At 53.4% G+C, this 13,951-nt stretch carries 11 protein-coding genes; 4 read left to right on the top strand and 7 right to left on the bottom strand.

All coding sequences use genetic code 11. The annotated features are described in order from the left end of the window. Window positions 1-61: 61 nt before the first annotated feature. From ispH to P8N76_23565, 4 genes are all read right to left on the bottom strand, one after another. Window positions 62-1,009 carry a 4-hydroxy-3-methylbut-2-enyl diphosphate reductase gene (gene ispH, locus P8N76_23580; GenBank protein MDG2384671.1) on the bottom strand — a complete coding sequence of 316 codons (948 nt, stop codon included), beginning with the start codon at window positions 1,007-1,009 and terminating at the stop codon, window positions 62-64. Between the two features lie 111 nt (window positions 1,010-1,120). Then, the gene (locus P8N76_23575) at window positions 1,121-2,110 is read right to left on the bottom strand and encodes a dihydrodipicolinate synthase family protein (GenBank protein MDG2384670.1); all 990 of its coding nucleotides are present in this window, start codon (window positions 2,108-2,110) and stop codon (window positions 1,121-1,123) included. A gap of 157 nt (window positions 2,111-2,267) precedes the next feature. Next, window positions 2,268-3,923 (bottom strand): Na+/H+ antiporter NhaC family protein, encoded by a 1,656-nt coding sequence (locus tag P8N76_23570; GenBank protein ID MDG2384669.1) that lies wholly within the window; start codon window positions 3,921-3,923, stop codon window positions 2,268-2,270. 126 nt (window positions 3,924-4,049) lie between these two features. Further along, window positions 4,050-5,273: a hypothetical protein gene (locus P8N76_23565; protein ID MDG2384668.1), complete on the bottom strand. Its 1,224-nt coding sequence runs from the start codon at window positions 5,271-5,273 to the stop codon at window positions 4,050-4,052. Window positions 5,274-5,436: 163 nt separating this feature from the next. On the opposite strand from P8N76_23565, the gene P8N76_23560 reads away from it, so the two are divergent. The 4 genes from P8N76_23560 (at window position 5,437) to dnaA (ending at window position 9,439) form a co-directional block, all read left to right on the top strand. After that, the gene (locus tag P8N76_23560; GenBank protein ID MDG2384667.1) at window positions 5,437-5,859 is read left to right on the top strand and encodes a hypothetical protein; all 423 of its coding nucleotides are present in this window, start codon (window positions 5,437-5,439) and stop codon (window positions 5,857-5,859) included. Between the two features lie 144 nt (window positions 5,860-6,003). Next, window positions 6,004-6,735, top strand: coding sequence for a hypothetical protein (locus P8N76_23555; GenBank protein ID MDG2384666.1), 732 nt, complete (start codon window positions 6,004-6,006; stop codon window positions 6,733-6,735). Between the two features lie 74 nt (window positions 6,736-6,809). After that, complete coding sequence (locus P8N76_23550; protein ID MDG2384665.1) at window positions 6,810-7,664, top strand: GNAT family N-acetyltransferase; 855 nt, start codon at window positions 6,810-6,812, stop codon at window positions 7,662-7,664. A gap of 410 nt (window positions 7,665-8,074) precedes the next feature. Continuing rightward, the gene (gene dnaA, locus P8N76_23545; GenBank protein MDG2384664.1) at window positions 8,075-9,439 is read left to right on the top strand and encodes a chromosomal replication initiator protein DnaA; all 1,365 of its coding nucleotides are present in this window, start codon (window positions 8,075-8,077) and stop codon (window positions 9,437-9,439) included. A 174-nt stretch (window positions 9,440-9,613) separates the two neighbouring features. On the opposite strand, the gene P8N76_23540 is transcribed toward dnaA, so the two are convergent. From P8N76_23540 to P8N76_23530, 3 genes are all read right to left on the bottom strand, one after another. After that, the gene (locus tag P8N76_23540) at window positions 9,614-10,930 is read right to left on the bottom strand and encodes a Gfo/Idh/MocA family oxidoreductase (protein ID MDG2384663.1); all 1,317 of its coding nucleotides are present in this window, start codon (window positions 10,928-10,930) and stop codon (window positions 9,614-9,616) included. Window positions 10,931-11,081: 151 nt separating this feature from the next. Beyond that, window positions 11,082-12,299: a DUF1570 domain-containing protein gene (locus P8N76_23535; GenBank protein ID MDG2384662.1), complete on the bottom strand. Its 1,218-nt coding sequence runs from the start codon at window positions 12,297-12,299 to the stop codon at window positions 11,082-11,084. A 30-nt stretch (window positions 12,300-12,329) separates the two neighbouring features. Then, window positions 12,330-13,922: an ABC transporter permease subunit gene (locus P8N76_23530; protein MDG2384661.1), complete on the bottom strand. Its 1,593-nt coding sequence runs from the start codon at window positions 13,920-13,922 to the stop codon at window positions 12,330-12,332. Between the last annotated feature and the right edge of the window lie 29 nt (window positions 13,923-13,951).

Below are 13,951 nucleotides of genomic sequence, written 5' to 3'. Positions count from 1 at the left end.
GTCCGAGTGGCTCAAGCATGCCAGACAGGAAACCCAGACAGGAAACCCAGACAGGAAACCGCTAGGAAGTCGGTTTCGATTCCGCGACTTGCCGTAATTCCTTGGGAAGTTGAAAGTGCACATCTTCTTTGCGAATTGATCGGACTTCGACAGTGGCACCGAATTGTTTCACGAGGAAGTCAATACATTGTTCGACAACCGATTCAGGAGCACTCGCCCCTGCGGAAACCAAGATGTTGTCGACATTCTCAAACCATTCAAGTGAGATGTCATCAGCACCGTCAATCAAATAAGCAGGCACTCCACATTCGCGGCCTAACTCGCGTAAACGCTGGCTGTTCGAACTGTTTTGGCTGCCCAAGACAAGAACGAGGTCGACTTTTCGAGCGAGTGTTTTAACGGCTTCTTGCCGATTTTGCGTCGCGTAACAAATGTCTTCCTTGGGCGGCCCTTGAATGGCTGGAAAACGTTGCTTGAGGCGATCAATAATCCGATTTGCATCGTCAACCGAAAGAGTGGTCTGTGTCAGATAGGCGAGCTGGTTTTCGTCGTCCACCTGAAGTCTATCGACGTCTTCGACATTTTCGACCAACTTGATCGCATGCGGTGCTTCGCCCATCGTTCCCACCACTTCATCATGGCCTTCGTGGCCGATCAGCACGATCGTTTTGCCCTGTTTGGCAAAGCGAATCGCCTCGAGATGGACCTTGGTGACGAGCGGACAGGTTGCGTCGATTGCAAACAGTTGACGATCGCGCGCTAGTTGCCGAATTTCCGGAGAAACGCCATGAGCGGAAAACAGAAGGTTGGACCCCTCTGGAACCTCTGACAATTCGTCGACAAATACGGCGCCTTTTTCAACGAAGGAGTCGACAACATACTTGTTGTGAACAATCTCATGGTAGACGTAGACTGGACTACCAAAAGTTTCGATCGCCAGATCGAGGCTGTCGATGGCCATGTGAACTCCGGCACAAAAACCACGCGGACTTGCGAGCAGAATCTTCATCGGCTTAATCTCTCCCTTTCCGACCATCCTAACTCATTACAGGAATTGAGCCCAGGTGTTCCCCAGAGCTGGAACCGCAATCGCGAGTGAGCAGTAACCTGGGAGAGTCAATTAGGAGCGTTTTAATCCTCGGCGTTCGAGGTCGTCGAGCACTTGTCGGACGATACGGGCCACATGGTCGTCATCAAACAGGTCATCGGTCCAGCCCTGTTCCTTGAGTAGACCGTAGAGTTGGTCCTTGAGATCCGAGAGATCTTTTTGTTGCACCGATGACTGAGGCTGACGGCCCGGCCCGGTCTGGATTCCCCGGAGATTGAGTGCCACTCGGAAGCCTTCTGGAAACTCGGCCGAGTAAAGCATCGCGTCAAAAAGTCGCAACAATCGATATTGCAGCTGGCGGGCTTCATCAATATCACCGCTGAGTGTCAAATCATAGAGCTGACGCGTTACTTCCGGGACGATTCCACTGGTCGCATTGGTACCCCCATCACATCCAATCAGCAACATGGGCATCAAGGCCGCTTCCCAGCCGGTGAGGAAACTGAAGTCATCTCGCTTTGGTCGAACAGCGTCGATCATCCGCATCATGTGAGGCACATCGCCCGACGAATCTTTAATCGCTACCACACGCGGACACTCTTCAGCGAGTCTTTCAACCGTTTTTACTTCGATCGGCGACGCGAACATGGGAATATTGTAGAGCGTAATATCGATCGGTGACTCGTCCGCAATTTCTTTAAAATAAGCGTAAACGCCCTCGCTGCTCAGGCGATAGTAGAATGGGGACACGATCGCGACAGCTCGTACTCCGAGTTCATGGTAGTACTCACAGGCCTCAATGGTTTCACGAGTATTCGCCTCTGCTGCACCGGCAAGAATCGGCACACGGCCGCGGGCTTGGTCAGCAATAATCTCGACAATTCGTCGTCGTTCTTGGGCATTGAATCGGACAAATTCCCCCGTGGAGCCGTTGGGGTAAAGCCCGTGCACACCTCGGTCGATCAACCAATCAACGTAACGACGAAGCTCAGGCTCGTTGATTTGGCCTCGTTGATCAAGGGGAACGATATTCGGGGTAAAAATACCTTGGATGCGTGACATAGATGCTGTTCGAGATTGGATTGATTGGCCGCGGAGCATTTGGACTGAAGTCCACCGTCACAATCATAGCTTGCGTGATTCGCCACGTCACGCAAGTCGAATTATCGCTACAGAATGTATCACTGGTGAAACCTGCATGCTGGGCGAGCTTTGTGAATTAGGATTTGGAGGATTGGGCCTGATCGGCCGGGCGCCCTAAAAGGTAGATCAAGGCCACGATGGCAATCACTCCCAGCGGCAAAAGATAGACGACCGGGACGCCGAATCCGATCGGCAGCGTTCCGGCGACTACGGACAGGGCGGCGACGCTCAACGCGTAGGGGATTTGCGTCCAGACATGTGCGGAATGGTCGCATCCGCAGGATTGGGACGACAAGACGGTCGTATCGGAAATGGGAGAGCAGTGGTCGCCGAAAATCGAGCCAGCGAGCACGCTGCCGACGGCGCTGATCATGATCGGATTGTGTTGCCAGTTCATGCTGCCCGGTTCGGCGATGGCACCATACGCGAGCGGGATGGCGATTGGCATCACGATGGCCATTGTTCCCCAGCTCGTGCCCGTGGAAAATGAAATGCAGGCCGACAGCAAGAAAATGATGGTGGGTAGCCACGCGGTCAAAGTCGGAGTACTTTCCTGACCATTATTCGTGATCAATCCGGCCAAGTAATCGCCCGTATACAAACGGTATTCTTGGGCGGGATAGTGTTCACTTCCAGAATTGGGCGCAATTTCTAAGGTTCCATTACCCGTCATGGTGGATAGTGTTGACGCGAGCCAAAGCACCACGAGCGGTGAGATCATCAGCTTCGCACCCGTCGCCATCGCTTCATTGACTTGCTGGAAAGATAGCAATCGTTGGAGCAAAACCATGGCGATAGCGATCGTCAGTCCGGCGAAAGAACCCCAAAGCAAAGCAAAGTAGGAATTGGCGGCCCCAAAGATTTGCCACGCCGTGGCACCCTCGATGGTGCCTTCTTGCGCCAACGACTCGTAGCCCGTTTGAATCATCAACGCCAACACACACATCACGGTTGCTGTGATGGGGATGACCGCATTCCACCAGCCCGCGATGGGGACGTTACTTTGATCTTCAAGATCCGGAGCGTCCTGGGAAAATACCTTCCGCTCGGCCGTTAGCATTGGACCAAAGTCTCGATTCGAGATGCCAATCACGAAGACGAATACTAGCGCCCACAGGGCATAGAATCGGTAGGGGATGCTGTTGATGAATAGCGAGAATGCATTTACCTGATCTCCATCCGGTAAGTTATTGAGTCCGTCTTGGACAAAGCTGATCTCGCCGGCGACCCACGTCGAAATGATCGCCAGCCCCGCGACAGGTGCGGCGGTGGAATCGACCAAGTAGGCAAGCTTTTCCCGGCTGATTTTTAAACGATCACAGAGTGGCTGCAAAGTCTTCCCGAGTAGCACGGTATTGGCATAATCATCAAAAAAAACCAGCATGCCGAGAAACCAAGTGGCAATTTGACCACGCCGTCGATTCCTGGCCCACGGTGAAACTAGCTCAATCAAGCCACGCATGCCGCCCGCGCGCTGAATGACTGCGATCATCGCACCCATGACCAGCGTGAAAGCGAATACGCGTAGTCGTTCCTCTTGAATCAGTGCGTGCCACAGATGGAGCTCAAGGGTGTCGGAGATGCCGCCGAAGGGGGATCCCTGATTGGTAATTATCGCACCCGCAAAAATCCCGATCACCATCGAGAGTACCACGTGTCGCGTTGTAATGGCTAGACCGATGGCGACGAGGGAAGGCAGCAGGCTTAACCAGCCGTACGGGTGTGGGTCCATCAAAAATCCCCGCGCGCGAGGTGTTAATGTTAATCCAAACGACTGGAATATTCAGGCAGCTTACAAATCGGTCGATTCCACCAATCTCTGATTAGCATATCAGTTTTAATTCGTCGTGCTACGCCGTCATGATTCGGGGTGAATATTTTTGATGGAGTTGGATTTTTGTTCGTTGATCGGTTGTGTGATGATTGCGGTTACACGTTCCTGGATCGAAGTGACGAACAGCACGGCGGAATGCTCTCCTTGACTTGGTTGGCAGCTCCGTTGCACTTGTCGAGGATCTTGATTGACTGCTCGTTTTTTTACCACGAGATGCCCCACATTGCGTTTTTGGAGAGCGGACTTGATCCGTTTGGGTCGAAAGGGCAGTATCTCGATAACTTGGTAGCTCGAACAGAAAGGAGACCGAATCGCCGCGGCGCCAGTCAGGTAGCCACCGCCGTGTGTAATGAACGATAGGTTGTTTTCATTGGCCAACTGACCTGCCAATCCTGCGGCCAGTACCGGCGGATGGGGTTCGATGAGATAATTGCCCAGCTGACTGGTTATTTCACCGGGAATCAACGCACCCGAAAATGACTCCCAACCAGTCGCATCGATCAGTGTGGCAACTCGCTTGCCTGGCTGATTTCCCAGGCGACCGAACCAAGCGACTAATTGTCGGCAATCTCTTCTCGAACCGATCCATTCCAATTCGGCTGGGGCGAGCATTGAGGCCGTTGCCTCGGTAGCTGGAGCCAACTTGATCGCCACATTTGCGGTCTTGTCTACGAGTCGCTCAAGAAACTCCAGCGAAGGTTGGTGATTTGCGAGCTGCACTGATCGATGCCCTGATGTCCGCCGATCCGGGTCGATATGAACCGAATCAAAGCTGCCAAAATCGATTTCCGTGACATCTGCCTGCCTCACGGCACTGTCCGTGTGTTGCAATGTTTTGACGTTGGTCTGGGCGAGATAACAGGCGATCTGGTCGCGGTCAAATCCCACGGTCGGGCCACGCTGACCGATCGAGAAAAGATCGCCACCAATGCCGCAGCAGAGATCCGCAACTCGCTCGTTTGTCTTGAATCGATGGGACTTGTAATCAGCCGTCATTCGATCGGAAGCTTGCTCTAATCCAATCGGGGTGAAAAATAAATTTTCGGCATTTGCGAATTTTTTGCGGGCCCGATGGCGCAATTGATGCTGTTCAATTACCAAGTGAGTTTCTGTCAGATTAAGTTGGCGGCGTAGTTTTCCAGCAAGCTGATGGAGAGGCAGAGAATCGTCGATCGCATTGTCCAGCCAGCCACGCCCAGCGCCTTCAACGAGCCAATGGTAATCGTCGAGTGTGATTTCGGCAGACAAAGGGCGTTAAGCTCCGCTTGAATTGACTAATTTATTTTTATCGGGGCGGAGATAATCCAAACCACTTGTGCGATTTCGCCAACAAGGCGATGATTCAACGCATTGGATGGATGAGGTGCTGGCTGTGCCGCGTCGTCGGATCTCATAATTTGAATGGATTAACATGAGCCGTAATCTTTCACACCCGTTAGGGGTCTATTTGCATCTTGCCCAAGCCAGTTTGCGAGGAAAACGACCTCTCATGCGGGATCGGATGTTGGTTTTGGCGAGCGTGATTGCCGCCGAACTGGGCCTGGGCTCGATCGCCGCCTACTGTCGCGACGAAATCCTGCAAAACAATCCTCGCCATATCGTCCGACGTTGGCCTTCCGTTGTGATTGCCCTCAGCGATGAAGATTTTCAAGCGTTCTTGAAGCAAATCCGACGACGCTATCCGGCCGAACGAGCTGAGCGAATGTTGGATGCACTCGGCTTTGTCATGGGGCAAGAACGAGAAACTTACTATTCAGACGCAGAGTATGCGGCTGCGATCCTCGGAACAACGCCCGATGAGCTCGATCAACGTTTCAAAACGCCTCAAACTTGACGTAATGTAGCGGTCATCGCGACCACCGGCAATCAACCGATCGCGACGATTCTTCCTCTCACCTGCTACTTTCTCATCCTCAACTGCTCCCACAGCCGATGGATGAAGACGGGGTAATCGGATTGGCTTGAGGGAGGTAAGTTCATGGGACGCACGATTTTGTTTGCCGTTGTGCTGCTTGTCGCCGCGTCAGCTCCCTACCTGTTGCATCACTCCTCGAAAATCCTACAGCCAACAACCGCAGAGGGGGATTCGGGCAATCTGTTCACTCGCCTGATTGGCGGGAAGGCCAACAAGGATCCGGTCCCACTGGAGCCCAAATCGAGCGATGCGAACGGCACTGCCCTTTCAGGGCCGGGAATGCGACATGTTCGGCTAACGGGCCCAGTTGGCCTCTCTGTCGCCGATCTGCTGCGGTTCGACATCACGAAAGCTTGGCTTCAGCAGAATTGGAAGACGGTCACCACCGACCTTCCGGCCCATCCGCTCCACGGCTATCGAGTGCCAATCATGACGGGGACGCAGCCCTATGATGTTGTCGGTTCCCTGACCTATTACTTCAATGAGCACCACCGCATCGAGCGGATCACGCTCCATGGGTTCACATCCGACTACACGGCACTGACAACGCTTGTCCAGCAGCGATTTGGACTAAAACAGTATGCGTCTGTCGGACCGGCCACCTATTTGGCCTTCTATGGAGAAAATCCGATCAATTTCATGCAGATTCAGGTCGCGCCGGCTCCGACGGCTGGAGCAGGCCCGGTAACCCGCTTTGAGATCGAATTGGAGCTTAATCTGCCGACGCAAGAGGCGTTGCTGAGCGCTGAAAAACTGCAGAAATTGTATGAAATGCAGCGGGCTGATATGATTTGACCGAACCGGCTCGCGGGTGATGGGCAGCTGTCCCTCTTGCTGACGCGTTGCCGCAAATCTGCGAAGAATTGGCAATGACCGCTCCAAGGTTGTCGGTAGAAATTCTCTCAGCGAATTCGATCGAGTTGGTCGCCCGTGTCCGGCATCGAGATGCGGCCTGCCTACCGACCGACGGGAAACTCGTTTGTGCTCGTCGCGATGATCGAATTGTCATGGTCGCTGCGGTGGGGCGACCTGCGGGTCGAGTGATCGACGTTCTGTTGCCCGAGAGGTCGGAACGGTTGGATGAGGAAGAGGGAGCGGCGGTGCTCCAGGCGATTGATGATCTTATTAAACAAAATTCCGAAATTTATCTTGCCCAGGTGCTGCTGGGAGCTCATTCTCGCTCGTGGAACCCATTACTGCTTGCGTTTGACTTTTTGCCGATTACGACGGTTGAGCTGTTTGCCGCCGTTCCTGATGTGGCGGATATCGATTCCGCCCTCGTCTTTTCCACCGTTTCTCAATGTTCGGCGTTCGCCGATTTGCTCCGGGCAACCTGGCAAGGTTCGCTGGATTGCCGAGATTTAAAGGACGAACGTACGAGTGATGATGTGCTCACGGAATACTTAGCGCGATGCGGCCGTGATGCGACTCACTGGTATCAGATTGAATTTCAAGGGCGGGCGATTGGTTGTGCAATCCTCGCGGCTCCGACGGATCCTCGCGTCATCCATCCGCTGGAAACACTTTATTGGGGGATCTTGCCCGAGTATCGAGGGAGAGGCTTCGGTGATGAAACGTTGCAATTCCTTCGGGGGGTTGCTGCCCGGGAGGGGCGTATGTTGGCCGCCGCGGTGGATCAGAAAAATTTGCCGGCCAAGTCGGTCTATCTTCGAAATGGTTTTCAAATCGTGGATTCTCAACGTCTGCTCGTTAAATACCTTTGAATTTACCGTGAAAAAATCGATTTCTGGCGGCCTCCACGACGATTTTTTCGTGTCGCTTGTCGCAGCTAGCGAAGAGTTTTCCACGTCGCTGGCTGCCCGGATCGAGTTTCCTGTCCAGAAAGCTACTTCTATTTTTGTCGAAGAAAGAGCAGGTTCACGGGGTGAAATAAAAAAAGGAGCGTTCCAAGTGCATCCATGGTTTGACAGCGTCCTCCACAAAAGTAAAATCGGTCTCTCGGACGTAACCAGGACTTAACATGTTGACGAAGTTTTTCGACTTCGCAACACGTTCTTTGTATCGATTGCAGGCTAAGTGGCCAGCCGCGCGCAATCGCCTCAGTGCAAAATGCGCTAGGTGTACGCGCGGGTAAAGGAAACCGCAGGAAGTGATAATTTGCGATAAGGAGATCGTGTCCGCAATTCGCTCGCGACTTGCGGATCGGCTTGGAGGTGATCGATTCGAGCTTTGGTTCGGACCATCGATTAACATTTCAAGCACAAAATCGATCGTGAGCGTTCAGGCGGACTCGATGTTTCGCCTCGAGCGATTGCGAAAGAGTCTTCTTGCAGATATCGAAAGCGTTGCAGCAGACGTACTGGGGCCTTCAGCCGTTGTGGAATTTTCGGTTGATCCCGCTTTGCGAGATCTCAAGTCGCCTAGTTCCTCCTCCTTGATGGCCCAAGCAACTGCATCCAAGCCGACGATCAAACCGTCCGTCAGTAAGACTCACCTTGCCGGTCGGCGTCGTTTTGCGAGTTTTGATTCTTTTGTCGAAGGCCCCTCCAATCAGGTGGCTTATCGGTCAACCCATCTGGTGATGGATCGAATTGGCGAGATCTCGCCGTTGCTCATTCATGGCCCTTCGGGGGTGGGCAAGACGCATCTGTTGGAGGGAATTTGGACACAAACACGCCGTTCGGGTGGTCAGCGCGTGATCTACTTGTCTGCTGAGCAGTTCACAACCTATTTCTTGCAAGCTCTGCGAGGTGGTGGATTACCGAGCTTTCGGCAGAAGTATCGCGCTGTGGACGTCTTAATTATCGACGATTTGCAATTCTTTGGTGGTAAGCAGGCAACGATCAATGAACTGTTGCACACCATGGACGCCTTGTCGCGTGATTCGCGGCAGCTCGTTTTGGCAGCAGATCGCAGTCCGATTAAATTGCGGAATTTGGGGCCCGAACTAACCGCCCGCATTGCCGGTGGCTTAGTCTGCAGCGTAGAACCGCTTGATGTTGCCACGCGAATCCAAGTGCTTTCGCAGTTGGCCCATCGTCGGAAAACGAAAGTCTCGGGGGAGGTGATCGAGCATATTGCTGAGCGGGTGTGTGGTGATGCGCGTCAGCTCACGGGAGCGATCAACCGCCTGTGGGTGACAAGTCAGGCTCTAGGCCAGCCGATCAGTATTAAATTGGCGGACCGCGTCATCGAGGAACTTTTTCCTGAAGCGTATTCGGTTGTGCGGCTTGATGATATTCAGCGGGTGGTATGCAACGAGTTTGACATCGATCCGGAAATGCTTAAGTCGGACAGTCGCTCTCGACATGTGAGCCATCCTCGTATGTTGGCGATGTGGTTGGCGCGTAAGCATACGCGGGCCGCTTTGACCGAAATAAGTGAATTCTTTGGCCGCCGTAGCCACAGTACCGTCGTGTCAGCGCAAACCAAAGTCGACAACTGGGTGAATCAGGGCGAACAATTGCAGTGCGTTCGGCGCGAGTGCAAGGTCGAAGACATGTTGACTCAGCTTGAGCAGGTGCTCCGCGCGTCCTGAGATTATGCCAGCCGTCGGAGGCCCCGCTTTTCGGAGGCCCCGCTTTTCGGAGGCCCGGTGGCAATCCCGTCCCGCGCAGGAGGAATGCGGTGTTTAAGCCGGTCAGGGAGGTGCCCCATCAAGGCTGTGGTTCAGACGGCCACGTGGCGGTGGCCGCAATTCCGACTAGGCCGATTATGAAAACCGCGTAATTCCGGGCATCGGAACGGCCGGGACAGGCACATCACCAAACTCGTAGGATTTGGGGCGAAGATCTTCGGTTGAATTCAACGCCTTTTCGCCCTCGATGACTTCGCCCGTATAGCAGGCCATGCGGCCCATGATCGCCATTAGCGTGCTGTGCGCCATGTATTCGCCGTTGTTGATGTGGTTGCCACTTCTGAGCCCTGCAAAAAGCTCTTTGTGTTCGACGTCGTACATGCTGGGGCGAGGACCGTCGTATTTCCACTTGTCGCCCGCGCTATCGATTTCAAAACTTAGCAACGCGGCCTTGCCGCCGGTTCCCAGAATGTAGTCATCGACGTTCGTGTGGCAGTTGGTCATTTGCCGGGTGTATGAGAACACCTTAGGGCCGTTATCGAACTCGTAACAAACAGCATGGTGATCATAGATGTTCCCCCACTTTTCTCCGGTACGAACCTGTCGGCCACCCAGTCCGAAGCAACGTGTGGGAAGTTGGTCATTCATCAGCCAAACCGCTTTGTCAAGGCTATGGATATGCTGTTCGACGATGTGGTCACCCGAGAGCCAAGTGAAGTACATCCAATTTCGGAGCTGGTATTCCATTTCCGACCACTCGGGCTTACGACCTCGATGCCAGAGGGTGCCGGCGAGATAATTGGTATGGATTGCGACAATGTCGCCGATGGCGCCATCCATAATTCGCTGAACCGTTTCGCGAACACCCAGGTCGTATCGCCAGCAGAGTCCTGAAACGATGCTGAGATTCTTTTCTTTTGCTTTCTTGACCGATTTCATGACTTCTCGGACACCTGGTCCGTCGACAGCCACCGGCTTTTCACAGAAAACATGCTTGCCCGCATCGATGGCGGCTGCCAAATGTTTGGGGCGAAAGTGGGGTGTGGCTGCCAGGATCACGACGTCCACATCGGACTGCATCACCTGTTTGTAGGCATCAAACCCGCTGAAACAGTGGTCGTCTGCCACATCGAATTTGTGGCCCATATTTTCCGATTCGGCGGAGGTGCGAATGTTGCGGCGACTTCGTTGCAGCCGATCTTCGAACAAATCGGCCATGACGGTTAGCTTCATGTTCTCGTCAGCGTGCATGGCATTAATCGCAGCGCCGCTGCCCCGTCCCCCACATCCGACCAAGCCAACCTTGATCGTTTCGTCGCCAGCAGCGTGGACCATTTGCGAGCTCGCGAGCGATCCCACGACTGCGCCGGCGGCAATTCCTGCTGAAGTTTGTCGCATGAACTGTCGCCGCGAGGAGGCGGGAGAGTCATTCCCAGAATTTGGACGTGTCATGAGGGCTCCTTTTGTGGCGAACAGAGGTGGCGAACAGAGGTGGCTGGTGGGAGGGCCTGATCGCGCTCATTCGAGTATTCGGTGTGTGTCTCTGAATCATACCGCTAAACCGCAGCCGATTCCAGGTTTGGACTTTTGCTGCGGTGGTGTTCTATTTTTTTGACGACCGCCATTGCTGAATTGCCTTACTAAATTCTTTGTCGATTTCGGACACATTCTCACCAAATGCGACTTCGAAATCTCGTAAGCGAACTTTTGGACTATCAACGCCCAGCGGGGTTTTTGTGCCGATTTTTTCCAGATACTCTTTGAACTGATCTGGACGACTCCGGATCAGGTGGTAACACAACGACCACGCCTCAGCATAGGCATCATCCGCCTGTCGTGCGTCCCGAAAACGCTGGTCGTCGGTCAGCAGGCTCGCCAACGAACCTTGCGGCCGACGCGGTAAATAGTTTCGCATCTGTCCTAAACGAAAGTGATTGACTGCGCCGATTCGCCGCCAACCTTTGCGGCTCTTCAAATCTGGAGACTCAAAATAGATCGCTAAACCCTCGCTTAACCACAATGGGTTATCTGCAAATCGCGTCTGCAAGCCACTATTAAACGCAAGTTGATGGGTCGCCTCGTGGATTACGGTGGCTACGGTCCGTTCGGCAGCAGGACGAGTGAGCATTCGGCTGATTTGGGACAAAGAGCCCGAGCGATCTTTTGGGGCTCGCAACGCTTCGATACCGGTGAGATCGTAAGCAGTGATTCGATTAGTTTTGAGACTATAAAACCCAATGATGGAATCGCTTGCCTCACCAAGTTCGGATCGCCCATACGCGCGAAATGCCGCTTTGTCTCGAAACACGACGGCGACGAGCGGGCCTGTTTCTTTGAGCTTAATACCTCGACTCTTCCAAAACGTATAGAACGCGCGATGCAGTCGTTCGTAAAGGGCCCCACACCACTGAGCATAAGCCTTGGATGTGTTGTAGCAAATCGAATAATGGGCCGTTTCGTGAATGCGAAATCCGGGCGGTAGCTCCTTCAGAAGGGCGGCTGTCAGTTCGGTCCGTTTGGCGGGTTGGAATTCGGTTTCGTCTTGTTGACGACTTTCGATTTCATTCGGCTGAATGACCCAGATGATTTGATCTTGAGTTTCCAGCAGCAAGCCACCGTCTTCTGCTTCGACGAGGATTCGTCCCGATAGGATTTGTTGGATCCCCTGTTGGTTGATCGTTACCGTTTCCAAGGCGTACGTCGGCCAGTTGGGCAAGGCGAGTAGGCCAAGCATTGCGAAGAGTAAGAGTCGAAAACGGGTGCGATCCAAAATCTTGCTTTCTACATGGAGGAATTGGTGGACGTACGCAGATTGAAGCAATCCAAAGCTACTCTATTATACACTCCATAATCAATCCGTATCCTCGGCCGCGGTCAACCAAATGCAAGTTGCCGCAATTGCGACGAAACCAAGCATCGTGACGAGGCAGAGTCCTGCAAGCTGATCTTCAACTCCGTAATGAACCAAATTGAAAATGCGAATTGCGACCGTCGTCACACCTGGTGGAACCGCCAGGATGCTTGTTGACAAGTCTCCCACGGCGATCGCAAAGGAGACGATCCAGATGCTTGCGATCAACGTTCCAATCTGCGGAAGAACGACGTAAAACAATTGGGCGAATCGTCCAGCGCCGTCAATGTTTGCGGCATCTATTAACCGATCTGGAACGCGTTGGACGGCGAAGGTTGCAATCAGAAACGCAAAAGGAAAAGTTCGAAATGCCAGAGCGCACCACGGCAGGACAAGGGTGCGGTCGTAGAGATAAAAAAGCCAATCTGAATTGGGTTGGTTGAATAGGCGACCAAGACCCAAGGCGATAATCGGGCCCGGAATGGCGAGTCCCAAGATGGTGAGCGCCCAACCGATACTGGCCACCCCGCGATGCTGTCGGGCGAACCAAGCCAATGGCAGACTTACCATCAGGACGGCGATGGCAGTGAGTTGGCCCAAAGCGGTTGACCAACCAAATTCCTCGGCGAAATCTAGCGGACTGGAGACGAAAATCGAAATGCATTTCGTCAGGCTCCACTCTCGAATTCGTTCGGCGCCTGACTGTTCGACTTGAATACCCGCTTTGTAGAGAAGATTTCCAATAGGGAGACCTACCAAGACCAGGAGGATCAGAATCGTGATGGCGAATGCTAGCCATTTCAGTCGCCCCCAGGGGAATAACCACGTGCGGCTAATCCGATTTGGACTCACTGTGGTTGATAAGGTTTGGCAAGTGATTAACGCTGCCAGACAAAGTCCTGCGATCAGTAACGTTCCTGGCAAAGCACGGATTTGGGCGGCTCCAATGTCGTCACCGAGGGCGAATCCCGTGTAGATTTCTTCGGCGAATGTACGAACCTGGTACACATCGGTAATCGTGATCTCGCATGCGGTCGTCACAAAGATCCACAAAGTGGCGGCGATTAACGATGGCAAGCACAAGGGGAGGGTGAGAAACAAGCAGGTTTGCCAAGGGGGACTGTCGAGTAGTGCTTGCTCTGTGAGATGTCGAGGAATGTGTCGCATGCCAGCACCAACGATCAGCGTTACCCAGGGAATTGCGACTACCGTGTGTAGAAAGATGCTTCCACGCCAACCCTCGAGCAAGGCAACGGCTTCCGAAAGTAGAACTTGGCGTGAGAACCAACCTTGCTGGCCGAAGCCTGCGTTCCAACCGGCAACTTGTAAATAAGCCGGCATGAACAGCAGGGCGAGCAAGATAACACGAAAGAGTCGACGGCCGGGGAGATCCGAGCCATAAATGAGCAAAGCGAGGCTGGAACCAATGGGCACACTGAACAGGATTGTTCCGATTGCCAGCAGAAGTGTGTTGGTGAGTAGTTTGTCCGTTGCGTCATTGGAAACGAAAAAGGCTGTCGTGATGGCACATGCCGCCAACAGCAGGGGCGTCGTGCCGCGAATGCGCTGAGCGGTAACAAATTCGTAAGCCATGAATGGAATCTTTGTGACGCTGCTGGTCG

Source organism: Pirellulaceae bacterium (assembly GCA_029243025.1).
Taxonomy (GTDB): domain Bacteria; phylum Planctomycetota; class Planctomycetia; order Pirellulales; family Pirellulaceae.
Note: the sequence above shows the minus strand (reverse complement) of the source record. Positions and strands in the feature narration are given on the sequence as shown.